General features: G+C 31.1%; 17 protein-coding genes. 11 read left to right on the top strand and 6 right to left on the bottom strand.

The features are described 5' to 3' along the window. The first annotated feature begins 6 nt into the window (after nucleotides 1-6). The 7 genes from pilM to A3M9_RS0105575 all read left to right on the top strand — a co-directional run bounded on the left by pilM (nucleotide 7) and on the right by A3M9_RS0105575 (nucleotide 9,761). Nucleotides 7-927, top strand: coding sequence for a type IV pilus biogenesis protein PilM (gene pilM, locus A3M9_RS0105610; RefSeq protein ID WP_027308356.1), 921 nt, complete (start codon nucleotides 7-9; stop codon nucleotides 925-927). Between the two features lie 15 nt (nucleotides 928-942). Then, the gene (locus tag A3M9_RS0105605; protein WP_027308355.1) at nucleotides 943-1,494 is read left to right on the top strand and encodes a PilN domain-containing protein; all 552 of its coding nucleotides are present in this window, start codon (nucleotides 943-945) and stop codon (nucleotides 1,492-1,494) included. A 5-nt stretch (nucleotides 1,495-1,499) separates the two neighbouring features. Next, complete coding sequence (locus A3M9_RS0105600; protein WP_156897874.1) at nucleotides 1,500-2,585, top strand: hypothetical protein; 1,086 nt, start codon at nucleotides 1,500-1,502, stop codon at nucleotides 2,583-2,585. 4 nt (nucleotides 2,586-2,589) lie between these two features. Further along, nucleotides 2,590-3,459, top strand: a complete 870-nt coding sequence (locus A3M9_RS0105595; RefSeq protein ID WP_027308353.1) for a type II secretion system protein J — start codon at nucleotides 2,590-2,592, stop codon at nucleotides 3,457-3,459. 11 nt (nucleotides 3,460-3,470) lie between these two features. Continuing rightward, complete coding sequence (locus tag A3M9_RS0105590; protein ID WP_027308352.1) at nucleotides 3,471-5,834, top strand: pilus assembly PilX N-terminal domain-containing protein; 2,364 nt, start codon at nucleotides 3,471-3,473, stop codon at nucleotides 5,832-5,834. 27 nt (nucleotides 5,835-5,861) lie between these two features. Continuing rightward, complete coding sequence (locus A3M9_RS0105585) at nucleotides 5,862-8,132, top strand: vWA domain-containing protein (RefSeq protein WP_027308351.1); 2,271 nt, start codon at nucleotides 5,862-5,864, stop codon at nucleotides 8,130-8,132. A 270-nt stretch (nucleotides 8,133-8,402) separates the two neighbouring features. Continuing rightward, complete coding sequence (locus tag A3M9_RS0105575; RefSeq protein WP_027308350.1) at nucleotides 8,403-9,761, top strand: RsmF rRNA methyltransferase first C-terminal domain-containing protein; 1,359 nt, start codon at nucleotides 8,403-8,405, stop codon at nucleotides 9,759-9,761. A gap of 338 nt (nucleotides 9,762-10,099) precedes the next feature. Here A3M9_RS0105575 and A3M9_RS0105570 read toward each other — a convergent pair whose 3' ends face one another. Then, nucleotides 10,100-10,834, bottom strand: a complete 735-nt coding sequence (locus A3M9_RS0105570) for a polysaccharide deacetylase family protein (RefSeq protein WP_027308349.1) — start codon at nucleotides 10,832-10,834, stop codon at nucleotides 10,100-10,102. A 223-nt stretch (nucleotides 10,835-11,057) separates the two neighbouring features. Here A3M9_RS0105570 and A3M9_RS0105565 point away from each other — a divergent pair, with 223 nt between their 5' ends. From A3M9_RS0105565 to A3M9_RS0105550, 4 genes are all read left to right on the top strand, one after another. After that, nucleotides 11,058-12,062 (top strand): permease, encoded by a 1,005-nt coding sequence (locus tag A3M9_RS0105565; RefSeq protein WP_027308348.1) that lies wholly within the window; start codon nucleotides 11,058-11,060, stop codon nucleotides 12,060-12,062. 4 nt (nucleotides 12,063-12,066) lie between these two features. After that, nucleotides 12,067-12,768, top strand: coding sequence for a TIGR03943 family protein (locus A3M9_RS0105560; protein WP_027308347.1), 702 nt, complete (start codon nucleotides 12,067-12,069; stop codon nucleotides 12,766-12,768). A gap of 119 nt (nucleotides 12,769-12,887) precedes the next feature. After that, the gene (locus A3M9_RS0105555; protein ID WP_027308346.1) at nucleotides 12,888-13,448 is read left to right on the top strand and encodes a LemA family protein; all 561 of its coding nucleotides are present in this window, start codon (nucleotides 12,888-12,890) and stop codon (nucleotides 13,446-13,448) included. A gap of 11 nt (nucleotides 13,449-13,459) precedes the next feature. Beyond that, nucleotides 13,460-14,260, top strand: a complete 801-nt coding sequence (locus A3M9_RS0105550; protein WP_027308345.1) for a YgcG family protein — start codon at nucleotides 13,460-13,462, stop codon at nucleotides 14,258-14,260. 28 nt (nucleotides 14,261-14,288) lie between these two features. Here the strand turns inward: A3M9_RS0105550 and A3M9_RS0105545 are convergent, their stop codons facing one another. From A3M9_RS0105545 to A3M9_RS0105525, 5 genes are read right to left on the bottom strand one after another with little or no spacing between them, the layout of a single operon-like run. Then, nucleotides 14,289-15,335, bottom strand: coding sequence for a PotD/PotF family extracellular solute-binding protein (locus tag A3M9_RS0105545; protein WP_027308344.1), 1,047 nt, complete (start codon nucleotides 15,333-15,335; stop codon nucleotides 14,289-14,291). Then, on the bottom strand, nucleotides 15,319-16,119 hold the full coding sequence (locus A3M9_RS0105540) for an ABC transporter permease (protein WP_027308343.1): 801 nt from the start codon (nucleotides 16,117-16,119) through the stop codon (nucleotides 15,319-15,321). The genes A3M9_RS0105545 and A3M9_RS0105540 overlap by 17 nt, the downstream gene beginning before the upstream one ends. After that, on the bottom strand, nucleotides 16,113-16,937 hold the full coding sequence (locus A3M9_RS0105535; protein ID WP_027308342.1) for an ABC transporter permease: 825 nt from the start codon (nucleotides 16,935-16,937) through the stop codon (nucleotides 16,113-16,115). The genes A3M9_RS0105540 and A3M9_RS0105535 overlap by 7 nt, the downstream gene beginning before the upstream one ends. Before the next feature lies 1 nt (nucleotide 16,938). Continuing rightward, complete coding sequence (gene potA / locus A3M9_RS0105530; protein ID WP_027308341.1) at nucleotides 16,939-17,979, bottom strand: spermidine/putrescine ABC transporter ATP-binding protein; 1,041 nt, start codon at nucleotides 17,977-17,979, stop codon at nucleotides 16,939-16,941. 17 nt (nucleotides 17,980-17,996) lie between these two features. Continuing rightward, complete coding sequence (locus A3M9_RS0105525) at nucleotides 17,997-18,536, bottom strand: helix-turn-helix domain-containing protein (RefSeq protein WP_027308340.1); 540 nt, start codon at nucleotides 18,534-18,536, stop codon at nucleotides 17,997-17,999. Between the last annotated feature and the right edge of the window lie 9 nt (nucleotides 18,537-18,545).

The following is an 18,545-nucleotide window of genomic DNA, read 5'->3' as shown; positions in this document are numbered from 1 at the left end:
AGTAGTATGTTAGATAGCTTGTTTAACAGTCTATGCATAGAATTAAACAGCAACTATATAAAGGTTGTTGAGGGGAGAAAAGGCAAAAAGGCAAAGATTTTAAAGGCACAGGATATAAAATTAAAAAATTTAAATAGTGGAGTAATAGATGTATTAGATGAAAATGCGATTGTAGAGGCGTTAAATAGATTTTTCTTTGAAAACAAGGTATCAAAGAAGAGTGTAAACATAGTTTTATCTGGACTTACAAACCTTCTTGTTAGAGAGGTTACTATACCATACATTCAGAGCGATAAAATATATACGATGCTAAAATATGAATCATCACAATATTTCCCGGTAAATATAGATAAATATATATTAGACTACAAGGTGCTTGAGGTTTTAAAGGACGGAAAGAACAAAAAACTAAGGCTCCTTGTTTTTGCAGTTCCGAAAAATATAATTGACCAAGTGATGTCAATTGTAAATAAGTTGAATTTAAAGATTAACAGAATTGATATAGAACCAAATGTTTTAACAAGGCTGTCAAAAAGGTTAGAAATTGGAAAAGAGCAAAGTGCAATGCTTTTAAATGTAGAAAGAAACTTTTTAACAGTGGTTATTGTAAAGGATGGAATTGTTCAGTTGACAAAGACTTACCCCCACGACCTAAATATAGATGATGAGGGTGAACTAATATCAAATGAGTACAGTGTAAATGAAGTTTACGACAACATAACAAAGCTAATAGAATTTTATAAAATAAGGGAAAGACAAGAACTAAACAATGTGTTTGTAACAGGTGAACTTTCAAAGAATATTAGGCTTGATGAGGTATTGCCTAAAAAAGTTACAGTAAATGTAAATTATATAATTAATCTTGACTTTATAGATACGGATTGTGATAAAAACAAATTTATAATTCCAATTTCAACATTTATATAGTATAAGGGGGATATTATGTTAAACCTACAGTTTAATAAAGGTAAGGATATAAACCTGCTTGAGGCCTACAATAGGCAGTATAAAAATAAGACAGAGGATAATAAAAAAATATATATATTTATTTTGGCTGAATTGTCTATATTTTTGGTAATAACAATTATTTCTTTAGTTAAAATAACCTATTATAAAACACAAAATGCCAAATTAACACAGGCAATAAATAGTCTAATTCCTATTGAAAATCAAGTTAAAGAATATACTAAGGTTAAAATGATGTATGAAAATAAAAAGACAATTTTAGATTTAGTGGCAAAGGATAATGAAACATTTAATACTGTCATAACAAACCTTGAGGAGATTATGCCATCAGAGATGGCAATTGAAAATATGACCTTAAGTAAGGATAAGGTTTCCTTTGTAATAAAATCCTCAAGGGAGGAGAATATAGCACAGTTTGTTTACAATATGCAAAATTCTGATGTATTTAAAAATATAGTTTTCAATGGAATTTCAAATCAAGGAACTGAAAAGAGAACATCAATTACTGCAGAGATTGTGAGGAAGTGATGGATATGTTTAAGTTAACCGAGAGAGACAAAAAGATGCTTTTAATCCTTTTAATTTTCCTTTTAGGTTTTGGTTTTTATTATGCGTATCAAGCTATGTCCTCTAAAATTAGTAGCTTAAAAGAAGAAAACACAAAGCTCTTAGACAGAAAGGCAGAACTTGATAGAGCAGTTGAGGTATACAACAAAAATAAAGATAAAATAGAGGAGACAAAATTAAATTACTACGACATTTCCTTAAAAATGCCTAATAACTTGGATGAAAAGTTTTGTGTTGTTGACTCATTAAACCTTCTTAGAAAGTATGATGCTGTTATTAATGATTTACCTATATCACAAAAACAGCAGTTTCAATACAGTGGCAGCAAGAATATAGATGGAGCATTTTTTCATAGCATAAAAATAACGACACAACTTACCTATGAAAACCTTAAGAGACTTTTCACAGAGACAAAGGACTTTAATACTCTATATTCAGTAGATAGTTTGTCACTTGTTCCTTTAAATAATGGTGATATTGTTTCAGCCTCCTTTGATTTAAAGTTTTTTGGATTTAATGATAAGGATGCACCAATGAGGCAGTGGCAGGATTTTAATTTAGAAACAGGCAAAGATAAGATTTTTTCAAGTAGTCCCTTAAAAACAACAATAGCAGATACTACGTCAAAGGAATATATAGAGCAGAATAAGGATTTTTTAGTAATGCTATCAACACTTAATTCTCCAGAGACTGCTTTGCAAATAATTAAAACAGGCGAAGATTTTAAAATTTATGGTAAGAATAAACAGATTGAAAAAGCATTTATTGAACTAAAGCAAAACGGAGATAAGCTTCTTTATAGAATGTCAACCGAAGGGGATTCTCATCCAAAGGATGGAGGGTTTAAGGAATTTAAAAATAATTCAGAGAATATAATAATATACGTTTACTCAACAGAAAGAAAATATCAAGATGATAAAAATGTTGTTCTTTTAAATGTAAAAAACGAAACCAACAAAAAGGTAATGGTTTATGTATTTTATGATGATAAAAATAAACCAAGGCTTAACATAACAGCAACAGGCAACAATATATTTGTTGAAAAGAGATGATGCTATGAAGAGGCGTAAGGGATATACATTAGTTGAACTTTTAGTAGCATTTGCTATTTTTGCAATTTTAATTATTCCGGTTTCAGGTATGATAAATTCAGCAATAAGAGGTAATAAATCCTCTAAAGAAAAATTAGAGTTAGTGAATATATTTAACTATGCCTATGAAAGTTATTTAAATGGAGATGTTAAATTTCCAGATAATCCAGATAATAATATTAATTTTATAGAAATAGATTATAGTGATAAAAAACATAAAATAAGATTTGAAAGGGTTAAACAGGCAGAATACCAGATGAAGGGTATAGATTATAACAGTTATGACTTAGTGTTGAAGGTTGATGGAAACGAACTGCAGTTGTTGGAAGGGGATACAAAAGCACAAGTAAGTCAATTGGAAAAAGAGAAAAAGATTCAAAACAGAGAAAAAGTTAAAAATAGAGTATTTATAAAGGTAACATTAGAAAATAGTGCTTTTAAATATGAAATAAAAATAAATAAAATAAGGGAAAATGACGATGAAACCTTTTCGAATTTGCCTGAAGAGGTATTTGATAAGACTATTTCAAATCCCTCTGGAAAACTACTAATTGATGTTAATAATACAGATTATAATATAAATTTTTTAATTGATGGTGTATATAGTGGTAATGATTTAATAGATAGAATTTTAACAGTAGATTATAGAAATAAACCAAGTAATGTAAATTTAGCATCAGTTTACCCTAATGTAGAGTTTATAGAAAAGACAGCTACTAATTCTTTAGATAAAAATCAAAGGGTAGAATATGTAAAAATATCAATTTTTAAAAATAGTGATTTGAATAACCCCTTAGATGAAAAAATATACGAGTTTTCTAAAATACAAAAATGAGAGTGATGTGTATGGTTAAAAGAAAAAAGGGTTCTGCACTGATTTATGTTATTTTAATGTTAGCAATATTGTTTACTGTAAGTATTGCGGCAATGCAGATGACATTGGCATCATTAAAACAGAGCAGTAGCTTTCATCAAAAAAATCAGGCATACTATTATGCAGATTCAAGTACCGACAAAATACTATATTTTTTAGATATCATAGCCGATGAAGCAAGAAACTATGCAAATAGTTACTGTTATACTCCTTCAGGTTCTCCTAATTTAAGTAATTCTGAGATTAAAACAATATATGAAAACTATTTAAATAATAAAAGTAAAGAAACGTATGAAAATGAAATGAGAAAAATTTTTACAGAAAAATACGTTGAATTTATAGACGAATTTTTGAAGAATACTGATGGATATGCTATAAACAAACAGGTTAGGATAGGTAGCAATAATATTTCTATAAACGGTACGTGGGAAGTGTGGAAACAAAAAATAGATGAAATATTAGTAAATAATGATTATGATGTTGAATTTAATATTCTAAGGGATATGGATGGAAAAAGTTCTGAATATAAAAGCATATTTAAAGATATACCTAAAAACAATTTGACTTCATATACAAGAAGTAGATATCCAATTGAAACATTGTTAGTAAAAATAAGACTCAAAAACAGTGATGTTCAAAGATATATGGTAACAACATTTGAATTTAATCCCTTTAGGGAAAAGGCCTTTGCAGATGAAAATAAAAAAATAAATAGAGGATATAATGGATTATTAGATTATGCATTAATTTCAGGAAGAAATATAATTGTTGCAAATGGAAATAGTACGCTAACAGTGAAGGGTGACATATATGCAAAGGGTACAGGAAATAGTATAGAAGAAAATAAACCCTATGAAAACTATGGAGGAGTTTTAGTAGGAATTGATTCTGAAGCTATAGAAAACTTAAAGTCAGGTAATGCAAGTGTAAATACAACAACTATAGAAAGTATGGGTAGCACCTATGGAAATTTGGTAGTTGAAGGTAATATATATACTGGATATGTAGATTCAAATGAAAACTTAATAAGTGGCTTTGTTAGAACAGTAACAGAAGGTTCTAAAATAGAGGTTAAGGAGAACCAAAATGGACAGGGTGGAGATGTTTGGTGCCATTCAATTGTAACAGATGAAAAGGCTAAAGATTCAAATATAAAAGTTAAGAATGCATATATCGCAGATAACGTATCTTTATATGCAAAAAATAGTGAAATCAATATTGACAATGACCTTGTATCATACGAGGAAGCAAACAGCAATACTAATTATAACAGTTCGTCTTCTGTTATTATAAACGACACCTTATCTAAACTTAGAATAGGCGGTAGAGTAATTTTATTTGGAGTTGCCTTTGTTGATGAATTGGTTAGAGGTGGTAATCCATTTAAAACTTTAGAGACTACTGCAATAAATCCAAACTTTATAATTTATAACTATATGGGTGATAAAGAAAAATATAATAGTCATTTTAATGATTATTCCTTGAAAAGTGATCATAATTTTAAATTAAATCTTTTTGAACCGATAATAAATGCCACTATTGGTAAATCAATTGGTTTTATTTTGGATTATCTTTATTTTTCAAAAGTAGACAATATCAATTTTGATTACCAATATGATTTTGGAAACAGCATAGAAATTAATGAAACAAAAATATCACAGAGCTACTTTCCTTATTTTTTAATAGCCAATAACAAAATATATAAATTAGGTAGTGAAAATATAGATTCTATCAATAATATTGATACTATAAAATCAAGGGTTGCTGAGCTTGAATTAAAGGATGGTTTAAGTGAAAGTTCAGCGAGGGATGAATCAAGAAAAAAGAAGGCTGAAATGTTAGAGAAAGTACATTTTAAAGATAAAGGATTAGTTTCTAATTCATTTTTTGACTATATAGATTTAGATTATTTAAATAATTTACCAGGAAAAAAGATTGAAATTATAGGTGATAAAACATATGTATTAATTCAAGATGGAGATATTGAGATACAAGACTTAAAAAATTATGATGGATGTAGTGTTTTCCTATATAGTAATGGAAATATTTCCCTAAATAGCAGTGAAAGTACAAAAATATATGGTACTATTATTTCCAATGGAGACTTGATTATTAAAGGGAAAAATATTACAATAGAAGCAAATAAAGAAAATTCAAAAGAGTTAATAAACTTCTACTTAAGTAATAAAAAGGAAGATTGTCAGAAATTCTATAGATTTATTGCAAAGGGTATTACAGCTGATGATTATTATCAACAAGACATTTATGCAGGGCTTGAAGAAAAGGCAAAAACTAATATTTTAATTAAATCTAAAAGGCAAATAGTTATAAAATAGCCCTAAGGGGTTTAGGAGGTGAAAACCTTGAAAAAAAGAATACTTGCTTTAGTTTTGGTTTTAGCTATTGTTTTAGGCATCGGATGGAGTAGAATGACAAAAGCTTCAGGTGTGCAGGATTTTAGTGCAAAAATTTTAACTCAAAGCGAACTAATAAGGATAGGACAAGAAGTTGAATTGCAGTTTAACTATAAAATAAATGGACAGGGCAATAATATATCCAATATATGTATAACTTATCCTATACCTGCTAACTTTGAAGTATCAACTTTACCAGATAGATGGAATATAGTTGGCAATACACTAAAGGGCAATGATTTAAATTTTAATCCAAATGGAAGTATTTCATTTAGCGTAAAGTTGAAGTCAAAATCCATAGGTAAATTAGAAAATTTTGGGATTGCTACATTGACGTATAATTATAATAAAGGAAATGATAAGACGAAAGATGTGACTTCAGAGACCTTAACTGACCAAGTAAAACTATTTAATAGAGTAAGCAATGCTCCACTAAGTTCATTAATCATAGATCCAACAAACATAAACATAGAGGCAAACATAAAGAATAGAAGAACCGATGAAAATGGAAATGGTTATATCTATTTAGACGAACCCTTAGAAGTTGAATACAAATTAACTCCTCAGGGTGAAATAAATGTTGACAGAAATCCAGTAGATATTGTTTTAGTAGTGGATACATCTGGGTCGATGCAGATGACAAATACTTATAGAGATATTTATGAAATTGATTTTGATGGTTATGTAAAACGCAAAAATACTAATCATATATATAAATACATTGTTGAGAAGTATTATAGATATTATGGAATATGGGAAAAATATACTTACTATACAGATTCTAAGGCAATAAAGGAATATTATTATAATAGAGTAGAAAATAGTAATTTATATTATAAGTCTTATGATAATCAACAATATATTAATACAAAAATGTATAAAACTATATTGGCTGCCAAGAATTTAATAAACAAAATGTCTGATGAGAGTAAAGGTAAAGATGACAAGGTTGCAATTGTTGATTTTGATACGAGAGTCAATAATCCTAATGATTCTCTGTTAAGCATTAATTCTGAAGAAAACAAGCAGATTTTACTTAATAGAGTTGATAGAATGTTTGGAAACGGCGGAACCAATATTTATGAAGGACTTTTAATAGCAGAAAAACATTTAGATGCTGATAGTAGAGATGTTGAAAAACATATAATTGTTTTAACAGATGGAATGCCGACATTTTATGTTAATGGTAATACGATAAATGATTATAAAACTAAATATGGTGAGAATATTAAAGTTTTTGGAGATTATTTAGGCCCTGGGAATAAACCAGATGAAATAACAAAAAGCATAACCAAAAATAAGGTAAGTGAGTTAAAATCAAAGTATAAAGTGCATTTTGTTGCTTTAAATACTGAAGTAGGAGATATAGATGTTAATTTCTTTAATCAAATTAAACAAATAGAAGCTGGAATTTCTGAAATAATAGATAATGCAGATAATTTACAGAGCTTGTTTAATGAAATTTATAAATCTATAACTAAGTCTACTGTATATACAAATATAAAATTAGAACAAAACCTACCTTCCAAGCTTCAGGTTGAAGAAGTATATGTTAATGGAATAAAGTTAGACAATACACAATATAGTATTGAAAATGGAAAATTAAACATCAATTTAGATAGCATTGTATTTGAAAACAAAAAAGGTACCCCATCACCAGTAACTATTAATGTAAAATACAAATCCAATGATACAGGTGTTATAAATTTAAATGAGGCAATAATTAGTGGCCAAAAATTAGTAGAGGGCTTAAGTTATGACTATACAAATAGCTGTCAAATAGGAAGCATTGAAATAAGGTCAAGAGATTTTTATAACTATGTAAATTTCAATAAAATTGAGATTAATAGAAACTTAATACCAAACAACACTTATGTTACAGTAAAAGTAGATATAACAAATAGACAATTGTTCAATATGGATTCAAATGCAAGAGTTGAGTTGATTTTAACTCCTATTACCGATGGTGATGTTGAAACTACTAAGGATGGACAGCAGAATAATTTCTTATTTAACGCTTCAGCAGAAAGTAGAAGTGATAGATTTAAATTTAGGATAACAGATGACAATGTAAAGGATAAAGAAGTTACTTTAAGAGTTACTGCTATAAAGGTAACTTATAAAGGCGTAGAGTATAATATAACTCAAGATATTTATAAGTATTTTGGTAATGAAACCCCTTCAATTCCTGTAATGGTTAAAAAGTTTACATTGAGATAAAGTGGCAAATTGCCACTTTTTCTTTTTGTTTTCGTAACCAATTATTTACTATTTTAAAAGTAGGTTGTTATAAAATTAAATTAAGAAAACATAAAGAATTAGGGGTTGGGATTATGAGAAGAAAAATATATATTGTCCTCATAATATTACTTTTTTCACTTCTTCTTTTGATGTCACCTAAGATATATATTGGGTTTTAGTATTTCTTGTAATATAGCCTCATAAATGTTAAAATATATATCTACAAAACTTTGATGTTGGAGGAATACTATGAGGCTACCAGAGAAGTTTTTAGATAGAATGAAGGAGCTTTTAAAGGATGAGTTTGATGATTTTTTAAAGAGCTATGAAGGAGATAGATATCAGGGAATTAGAGTAAATACTCTAAAGATTAGCGTTGAGGATTTTTTAGAGCTATCTCCCTATAAAATATTAGACAGAGTGCCTTGGGAGGAGAGGGGTTTTTATATAGAGGAGGAAAAGCCAGGAAAGGACCCCTATCACGCAGCAGGGCTTTTTTATGTGCAGGAACCAAGTGCAATGTCTGTTGCACCACAGGTACAAATTAAAAAAGGAGAAAAAGTATTAGACCTTTGTGCATCCCCAGGTGGTAAATCCACACAGGCGGCATCATATTTGCAAGGAGAAGGACTTCTTGTTTCGAATGAAATAAAGCTAAAAAGAGCCCAAATACTTGTTCAAAATATAGAAAGAATGGGAATTAAAAATGCTGTTGTTACCAACAACTCACCAGAGGAGTTAGAGAGGGTATTTATAGGATATTTTGATAAGGTTATAGTAGATGCACCCTGTTCTGGAGAGGGTATGTTTAAAAAGGACAAGGATGCCTTGAATTATTGGAGTGTGGAAAATGTCCTAAACTATCAGGCAATGCAAAGGCCTATCTTAAGGTCAGCTGCAAATATGCTAAAGCCTGGTGGACTTATGGTATATTCAACCTGTACATTTTCAATTGAGGAAAATGAGTATGTGATAGATGAATTTTTAAGGGAAAATAAAAACTTTGAAATTGTTAACATAGAAAAGAAATATGGTTTTAGGGAAGGATTTTACGAAGTCTTTAATAATCCAGAGCTTAAAAAGGTTGCAAGGCTTATGCCCCATAGACTTAAGGGAGAAGGCCACTTCCTTGCTCTACTGAAAAAGCTTGATGGAGACGTTGAAGAACCTAAAATGCTAAAGAGTAACATAGGCAAAAGGGATATAGATGATTTTAGAAGATTTGTTAAGGATACCTTGAAGTTTGAGTTTGATGATGAGAGACTTATCTTAAGAGGAGATAGGCTCTACTATGTTCCTGATGATTGCTTTGACTTAAAGGATTTAAATGTACTTCGTCCTGGAATACTTCTTGGAGAGTTTAAGAAAAATAGGTTTGAACCAGATTATGCCCTATCTGCAACTTTAAAGATGGATGAAGTTTATAGAAATATAAATTTTACAAGGGATTCAGAGGAAATAAGGAAATATATAGAAGGTTATACCTTAAACATAGATTTAGAGGATGGATGGTACCTTATAAATGTTGATGGCTACTCCTTAAGCTTTGGAAAAGTTGCAAAGGGAGTGCTAAAGAATTATTTCCCAAAAGCCCTAAGATGGCAATAGAGAAGGTAAGCATAAAGGCTTAGCTTAGGCTGTTGAAAAAGTTATATATTGATTAGCCCCATGAAGGATTTCTTGGGCATCGATTCATTTCGCTAAGCAATTCTAAGCTTTTCTTTGTTTGAAAAAGNAAGCTTTTCTTTGTTTGAAAAAGTCCTACCCTCGCGATGCCATCGTCCTGATGGCCGCTCGGCTCGGCACGTCCTGTGCCGAATTACGGACTTTTCCAAAGTCGAAAAGCAAGAATTGCTATAGCTCATGAAAGAGCCCATTGAAATCCATTCATGGGGCTTTTTCAAAATTTAGCTAACAAATAGGTTTATCAACAATCTCAGGTAAGCTTAAGGCTTACCTTTTTTATATCTAAAATAATATTCAGGTGTCTTTTCATCAATTGTTTCAAATACATAACCCTTCTCTTTAAAATAGTCTATAATTTTTGGCAGTGCCACTACTGTGTTTTTATCTGTCTCACTACAGTGCATAAGAAGAAAAACAGTATTCCATTTTTTGCTTGTCTTAATGGCCTCTTTATATAAAACATCTGGTGATTTACTTGGTACATATCCATCTGAAATCCTTGCATTCCAATCATATACCTTATATCCCAAATCGTGTAGTTTTTCGTGAAAATCTTCATCAAGATGTCCTATGCTTCCACCCGGGAATCTTATTATTTTGGGTCTAACTCCAATTACATTGTATACGGCATCCTCTGTTTTTTTCATCTCTTCAATAAAGGTATCCTCACTTTTATATATTTGCTTCATTTTATGTGTATAGGAATGAAGTCCTATTGAGTGCCCTTCATTATACATTCGCTTAACTATTTCAGCTCTATCTTCAACCTTATTTCCTATTAAAAAGAAGGTGGCTTTAACCTCCTTTTCCTTTAAAATATCTAATATTTGATTGGTAATTTTATAACTTGGGCCATCGTCAAAGGTAAGATAAATAGTCTTTACTGTAGAGGAATCATCTACAGCTGCTCTATAGGTTAGTTCTATATTAGACAAAGTAAAAAGAATAAATCCTGTGAGAAGAAAGCATAAAATAGATAAAAATTTATTTTTCACAATATCAACTCCTATTATATCTTAAATTTATTATGGACGATTTCAATAATAACAATACAATGAGAATCTCTCTTTTGTAGAGGGTTTAGAAATATTATTAGATTTAAACCAGTTTCATTAATTCTTTTAATGTATAATTAAATATCTGGATTTAATATAATTTAGTATGTGAATAAATGGCAATATAGCTGTTTTTGTTTTAGAAATTATAAGGGGGAGAAATATGGAACATTTGAATGAATCAAGGTATAGTCTATTAAGGCTTATATTGTTTTTGCTAATTATTTTTGTATCCTTAAATCTTTTAGGAGTTAGGGTATTTAAATTAGATGTAGACTATTTAAACTCCTTTTCAGCTGTATTTATAAGCATAATACTTGAGGCAATACCCTTTATACTTTTAGGCTCCTTTATTTCAGCAGTGATTCAGGTTTTTGTATCCGATGCAACAATAAAGAGATTGATACCTAAAAATAGAGTAGTTGCAATTTTTACAGCATCCCTACTTGGACTTTTTATTCCTATCTGTGAATGCGGAATAATACCTGTTGTTAGAAGACTTATAAAAAAGGGAGTTCCAAGTTATGTTGCAATAACATTTATGCTTTCTTGTCCAATAATCAATCCAGTTGTAATTTTATCTACATACAATGCCTTCTATGATATGAAATATATGGTGGCACTTCGTGTAGGTTTTGGTATTTTAATTTCTGTTTTGATAGGTCTTCTGCTTTGGTATCTTGAAGGGGATAAAAACGTATTAAACAATACCTTCGAACATAACCACTGTTCCTGTGGCCATTCCCACCATTATAGTTCAAGGCTCTATGAAATTTTAGATCACACAAGCCACGAATTTTTAGATATAGGAAAGTTTTTGATATTTGGTGCATTTATTTCTTCTATAATGCAGACATCAAATGTACGCTCTGTAATAGCAAACTATTCCTCAGATAGCTTTTTATCTGTTATGGCTATGGGTATTTTCGCATATGTTATATCTCTATGCTCTGAGGCAGATGCCTTTATAGCAAGGACCTTTGTACAACAGTTTACGCTGGGTTCTATTGCTACCTTTTTAATTCTTGGCCCAATGATAGACATTAAAAATACCTTAATACTGTTTTCATCCTTTAAAAAGAGGTTTGCAGTTGAGCTTATACTTTTAATATTTTTACTTTGTATTTTATTTGGAACATTTATAAATATATCATTGCTATTGAGGTGAGTATATGAGATTTGAGAATATATTATGGGCGGGAATTTTGTTTTTGCTTTTTTTAATATTGTCTATCTTAAATATTACAGGTAAAATATTTTATTTTCTTCATCCAAGGCTTTTTATATATAGTATCTTTGCATCGGTTATGCTTTTTATTTTATTTTTATTTGAGGTTTACAAGCTATTTAAGGAAAAACACCATCACTACCATAAAATAAGGATATTACCATATTTTATATTTTTAATTTTTATTTTCGTGGCAGGAACCTATGAGTTTGAAAATGCTTCACAAAATATAGCACAAAACAAAGAAGCAAATTTTACATTTCCAATAAAAACAGCAGGCAGAGTTTTAGGGGACGGTTTAACAGAGGTTAAGAACAGTAATTATTTAGACGTAATGGATGAGCTTCATAAAAATTTAGATAGATATGAGGGAAGAGAAATTGTAATTGATGGATTTGTGTTTAAGGATAAGAGCTTTAATGAAAATCAATTTGTTGTGGCAAGAATGCTCATAACTTGCTGTGCAGCGGATGCACAGATAATTGGATTAATGGTTGAGGGAGAAAATAATTTAAAAGAAAATGAATGGGTTAGAGTTGAAGGTGTTATAAAAAAGGGAGTATATAATGGAGAAATAATACCTGTCATCAAATGTAAGGGCGTGAAATTGATTGAAAAACCGAAGGAGGAATATATTTATCCATAAATTTTGATATAAAGGGTTTAAAAGGAATATTTAATTAATAAATTAACAAAAATAAAGTTTGAAATAATCAAAAAAATATGTAATACTATAACAAATACTTTTTTAAGGGAGGAAATTAAATGGGCAAGATAAATGGCAAGATTATTGCAATAGCATTAGTAGTTTTAGTAGTACTTTGGGGTGTAGGAAGCTATAATGGGCTTGTAGCTTTAGATCAAAAAACAAAGGAATCCTACAGCCAGATACAAAATCAGCTACAAAGAAGAGCAGACTTAATACCAAACTTAGTTGAAACAGTAAAGGGATATGCAAAGCAGGAAAGGGAAGTTATTCAGTCTGTAACAGATGCAAGAGCAAAGCTTGCAGGGGCAAGGACTCCACAGGAACAGGCTGCTGCAAATAATGAATTAAATAGTGCACTTTCAAGGTTATTAGTTGTTGTTGAAAATTATCCAAATCTAAAGTCAGATGCAAACTTTAGACAGCTTATGGATGAACTTGCTGGAACTGAAAACAGGATAGCAGTTGCAAGACGCGACTATAATGCTGCTGTTAAGGAGTATAATGTAAAAATAAAAAGGTTCCCTACAGTGATTATGGCAAGATTGTTTGGTTTCAATGAAAAACAATATTTTGAGGCAAATCCAAATGCACAAAATCCGCCAGAAGTTAAGTTTTAGGGGGGAACTTTATGAAGAAAAAAATCCTCCCCTTAAGTTTAGTAATACTGCTGTTCTTTAGCATAACAGCCCTTGCTGAACCTATATTTTTAAAACCAACAGATTATAAATATTTCAATGACTTTGCAAATATAATAGACGCAAGTTCGAGGGACAAAATACTTCAAATTGGAAGTGAGCTTTATTCAAAGACAGGTGCTGAAGTAACAGTTGTAACAATAGACTCAACTGAGGGTTTGGGTATAGAGGAATATGCAATTGTACTTTTTAGAAGCTGGGGCATAGGACAGAAGGGAAAGGATAATGGAGTGCTTCTTTTAGTTGCAGTTAAAGATAGAAGGATGAGAATTGAAGTCGGATATGGACTTGAGGGAGCACTTCCAGATGGCAAAACAGGACGAATTAGGGATGAGTATATACTTCCTTATTTTAAGCAGGAAGACTACTCAAAGGGGATACTTCTTGGATATCAAGCACTCTGCAGTGAAGTTGCAAGGGAATATGGTGTTCAGCTTGAGTCTTTAGATAAAAATATACCTCCTATCCGAAGTGGTAGTACATCTAAAACTGATACAAATATCATTTTCATTATAATATTTATAATAGTTCTATTAGGATTAGATGGTGTATTTTTTAGAGGAACACTTTTAAGAACTTTACTTTATATACTATTTAGCTCAAATAATAGAGGAGGGCCAAGAGGCGGCTACGGAGAAGGAGGCTTTTTCGGAGGTGGAGGCTCATCTGGTGGCGGCTTTGGAGGCTTTGGGGGAGGCTCCTCGGGTGGTGGCGGCTCCTCAGGTAGCTGGTAAAAAAGTCCCCCAATTCTGGGGGACTTTTTTAGTGGGCTGCCTTGACCTCTGTCCAGATTTTATCGTATTCCTTTAGCATATCCGATAAATCCTTATATACTTCACATCTCTTTAAAACTTCTTCATCAGGATATGCCGTTTTATCATACTTGGTTTCTTCATCAAGAAGCTTATATGCCTCCTTATGTGGTGTAGAGTAGCCTATATATTCTGTGTTTTTCTTTGCAATTTCTGTTTCGCACATAAAGTTAATAAACATTTCAGCTTCCTTCTTGTGCTTTGAGGTCTTTGGAATTACCATACAGTCTACAAAAAGGTTACTTCCTTCCTTTGGAACTGCAAACTCTAAATCAGGATTTTGTTGTTTCATAAATACAGCATCTCCAGCCCAAGCTACAGCAAGTGCAGCCTCACCAGATATCATCTTATCCTTTATTTCATCCCCAACATATGCAAGTACAAGAGGTTTTTGTTTAATAAGTTCTTGTTTTGCCTGTTCCAATTTGTCCTTATCAGTTGTGTTTAATGAATATCCAAGCTTTTGAAGTGCAACACCAATAGACTCCCTTTGGCTGTCAAGCATAAGTATTTGTTTTTTATATTTTTCATTCCAAAGTATATTCCAGCTGTCAACAGGGTCAGATACCATCTTTTTGTTATACACTATTCCAACAACACCCCACATATATGGAACGGAGTATTCGTTGTTTGGGTCAAATTCAAGTCCCTTAAATTTTTCATCTATATACTTATAGTTTGGAACATTTGAAAAGTCAATCTTTTGTAGCATATTTTCCTTTATCATCTTTGAAATCATATAATCAGATGGAATAGCCACATCATAGGCTGTGCCTCCAGATTTTATTTTAACGTACATATCCTCATTTGTAGCGAAGGTTTCATAGTTAACCTTTATTCCATATTTATTTTCAAATTCAGATATAACAGATTCATCAATATAATCTCCCCAGTTATATATATTAAGTGTTACTTTTTCTTCCTTAGAACAAGATGTAAATGGGAGCATAATAAGTACCATCAGAAAAACAGCTAAAAATTTATTTATTTTTTTCAATTAAACTCATCTCCCTTTCTTCCTTATTTGTTATTTTATTTATAAGAAGCAGAAGTATTAAAACAGTTAAAAAGAGCAGAGTAGATAGAGCATTTATTTCAGGTTTTATACCACGCCTTGCCATCGAATAAATAGTTATAGATAGGTTTGATACACCGCTTCCTGTTGTAAAAAAGCTAATTACAAAATCATCAACTGACAGGGTAAAAGCAAGCAGTGCACCACTAATAATTCCAGGCATAATCTCTGGTATTATTACCTTCCTTAATGCATAGGAGGGTGTTGCACCAAGATCAAGGGCAGCTTCATATATATTTGGGTTTAGCTGCTTTAATTTAGGTAGTACAGATAAAACAACATAGGGAAGACAAAAGGTTATGTGGGATATAATCATTGTAAAGAGCCCTAATTTTAAATTTAGTGCAATAAACAAAACCATTAAAGAGATTGCAGTAACTATATCAGGATTTAAAACAGGAAGATAGGTTATATTTAAAAGTATCTTCTTTTGTCTTCTATGCATATTGTGTATTCCTATTGCAGCAAGTGTGCCTAAAAACGTTGAAACTGCAGATGCAATAACTGCAACAAGCAGAGTATAGTACATAGCTCGCATAATTTGTCTATCCTTAAAGAGCATAGAGTACCATTTAAATGTAAAGCCTGTAAAGCTTCCCCTCGATTTTGATTCATTAAAGGAAAATACAATAAGTATTATGATGGGGGCATAAAGGAAAAAATATATAAGAGCAGTGTATACTCTCTTTAAAACTTTATTTACCATAGATTTACCCCCTCCTTATCCTTATCAAATCGGTTCATAATTCCCATTGATATTAATATAATAACCATCATAACGATAGATATTGCAGAACCAAAATTCCAGTCACCAACATTTATAAACTGTTGTTCAATTAAATTTCCAATTAATGTGAATTGGCCTCCACCAAGTAGTCTTGAAATTGCAAAGGTTGTAACAGAAGGCATAAAAACCATTGTTATACCAGATATTACACCTGGTAGACTAAGTGGAAGTGTGACCTTTATAAAAGTTATGATTTTATTTGCTCCAAGGTCATTTGCAGCCTCAATTAGGCTTCTATCTATTTTAATTAGAACTGTATAGATTGGTAGAACCATAAAGGGTAAAAAGTTATATACCATACCTAATACTACTGCACTGTTTGTATACATTATATTTAAAGGGCCTAAACCAATAGACGTTAAGAATTTATTTAATATACCGTTCTTTTCAAGCAGCGTCATCCAAGCATAGGTTCTTAAAAGAAAATTCATCCACATAGGAATTAAAAACAAAAGAATTAGAGTATTTCTGTGTTTTATATTTGCTTTTGATATTATATAAGCAATAGGATAGCCTAAAAGTAGGCATATAATAGTACTTATTAGTGCAAGGTTTATTGAACGAAGTAAAACCTCAAGATATATTGGTTCGAAAAATCTAATAAAATTTGAAAAAGTTATTCCAGAATTTAATCCATTTTTAAAGGTAAGGCTATATAGTAAAACAAGAAATAGTGGGAGTACAGCAAAAATTGTCATCCAAAAGAGGTAGGGGTAAGCATAATTTTTCCTCTTCATCCTACCTCACCTTTTTCATAATATGTATGTTGTCGGGCTCAACATCAAGGTAAACCCTTGTTCCCTTAGGTTCCATCTTGGTGCTGTGTATCTTAAAGGTATAATTTTTAGTGTTTACTGTCATTTCATAGTGTACTCCCTTAAATATTACGTTTTCTATATAGCCTTCTATTTTACCGTTGTTTTCTCGGGAAAGTGTGATATCCTCAGGTCTAATAACTACATCAACAGGTTCGTTATTATCAAATCCCTTATCAACACATTTAAATTTAACTCCAAATATTTCAACAAGGAAGTCCTCAAGCATAATTCCATCTATTATATTGCTCTCACCTATAAAGTCTGCAACAAAGGCGTTTTTAGGTTCGTTATAAATATCTTCGGGACGGCCTATCTGCTGGATAACTCCCTCATTCATAACAACGACTGTATCTGACATTGTTAAGGCTTCCTCTTGGTCGTGGGTTACAAATATAAATGTTATTCCAAGGGACCGCTGCATTTTTTTAAGCTCCGTCTGCATTTCTTTTCTAAGTTTTAAATCAAGGGCACCTAAGGGTTCATCTAATAAAAGTACATCAGGTTCATTTACAAGGGCCCTTGCAATTGCAACTCTTTGTTGTTGTCCACCACTTAGGGAGGATATCTCTCTTTTTTCAAATCCATCAAGGTTTACAAGGGAAAGCATATTTTTAACTCTCCTTTGTATTTCGCCCTCACTTACCTTTTTTATTTTAAGCCCAAAGGCAATATTCTCAAAAACATTTAGGTGTGGAAAGAGTGCATACTTTTGGAATACGGTATTTACCTTTCTTTGATAGGGTGGAAGATTAGTTATATCTTTTCCCTCAAAGTATATTTTCCCACTGGTTGGGGTTTCAAACCCTCCAATTAATCTTAAGGTTGTTGTTTTACCACACCCACTTGGTCCTAATAGAGTTATGAATTCATTTTTTCTTACATAAAGATTCAAATTTTTAATAACAGTATTATCATCGTAAATTTTAGTTATGTTGTTAAGTTCAAGTATTTTTTCTGACAATTTATATCCTCCCTTCATTAAAAAGTAGGTGGACTCGAAATCCATAATACCTGCGATTTTGTTTTACAATTATTTTTAATATAATGATTTGAATTTGGTTTAAAATAAAAACATTCTCCTTTTTTGAGCTTATATTTTTTGTTTCCTATAAAAAGGATAATAGAACCGCTTAAAACATATCCAAATTCTTCACCATCGTGGGGTGTATCAACCTCTGATGAACCTCCTTCATCAAGGGTAATAATTATAGGCTCCATAATATTTTTTTGAGCATTTGGAACTATCCAGCTTATAATGTTTTTTAGCTCTTCGTTTTCCTTTTCGAAGGCGTCCTCCTTTTTAAAGACAACCTTTTCATCACTGTCATCATTAAAAAAATCCTTGATGTTTGTTCCAAGGCATTCTAGTATGTCCATCAAAGTTGCAATAGAAGGGGATGTTAAATCCCTTTCAAGTTGAGATATAAAGCCCTTTGATAGTTCGCACCTATCGGCAAGTTCCTCCTGTGTTAGGCCATTTTTAATTCTTAATTCCTTGATTTTTTCACCTATCCTCATTTTTACACC

This window comes from Caloramator sp. ALD01, assembly GCF_000472625.1.
Classification (GTDB): domain Bacteria; phylum Bacillota; class Clostridia; order Clostridiales; family Caloramatoraceae; genus Thermobrachium; species Thermobrachium proteoclasticum.
The sequence above is the reverse complement of the archived record's forward strand: the minus strand, read 5'-3'. Positions and strand labels throughout refer to the sequence as shown.

What these genes read in the sequence shown, in the direction of transcription:
- pilM (WP_027308356.1), top strand. Translation starts at nt 7, where the DNA reads ATGTTAGATAGCTTGTTTAACAGTCTATGCATAGAATTAAACAGCAAC.
- A3M9_RS0105605 (WP_027308355.1), top strand. Translation starts at nt 943, where the DNA reads ATGTTAAACCTACAGTTTAATAAAGGTAAGGATATAAACCTGCTTGAG.
- A3M9_RS0105600 (WP_156897874.1), top strand. Translation starts at nt 1,500, where the DNA reads ATGTTTAAGTTAACCGAGAGAGACAAAAAGATGCTTTTAATCCTTTTA.
- A3M9_RS0105595 (WP_027308353.1), top strand. Translation starts at nt 2,590, where the DNA reads ATGAAGAGGCGTAAGGGATATACATTAGTTGAACTTTTAGTAGCATTT.
- A3M9_RS0105590 (WP_027308352.1), top strand. Translation starts at nt 3,471, where the DNA reads ATGGTTAAAAGAAAAAAGGGTTCTGCACTGATTTATGTTATTTTAATG.
- A3M9_RS0105575 (WP_027308350.1), top strand. Translation starts at nt 8,403, where the DNA reads ATGAGGCTACCAGAGAAGTTTTTAGATAGAATGAAGGAGCTTTTAAAG.
- A3M9_RS0105565 (WP_027308348.1), top strand. Translation starts at nt 11,058, where the DNA reads ATGGAACATTTGAATGAATCAAGGTATAGTCTATTAAGGCTTATATTG.
- A3M9_RS0105560 (WP_027308347.1), top strand. Translation starts at nt 12,067, where the DNA reads ATGAGATTTGAGAATATATTATGGGCGGGAATTTTGTTTTTGCTTTTT.
- A3M9_RS0105555 (WP_027308346.1), top strand. Translation starts at nt 12,888, where the DNA reads ATGGGCAAGATAAATGGCAAGATTATTGCAATAGCATTAGTAGTTTTA.
- A3M9_RS0105550 (WP_027308345.1), top strand. Translation starts at nt 13,460, where the DNA reads ATGAAGAAAAAAATCCTCCCCTTAAGTTTAGTAATACTGCTGTTCTTT.
- A3M9_RS0105540 (WP_027308343.1), bottom strand. Translation starts at nt 16,119, where the DNA reads ATGGTAAATAAAGTTTTAAAGAGAGTATACACTGCTCTTATATATTTT.
- A3M9_RS0105535 (WP_027308342.1), bottom strand. Translation starts at nt 16,937, where the DNA reads ATGAAGAGGAAAAATTATGCTTACCCCTACCTCTTTTGGATGACAATT.
- A3M9_RS0105525 (WP_027308340.1), bottom strand. Translation starts at nt 18,536, where the DNA reads ATGAGGATAGGTGAAAAAATCAAGGAATTAAGAATTAAAAATGGCCTA.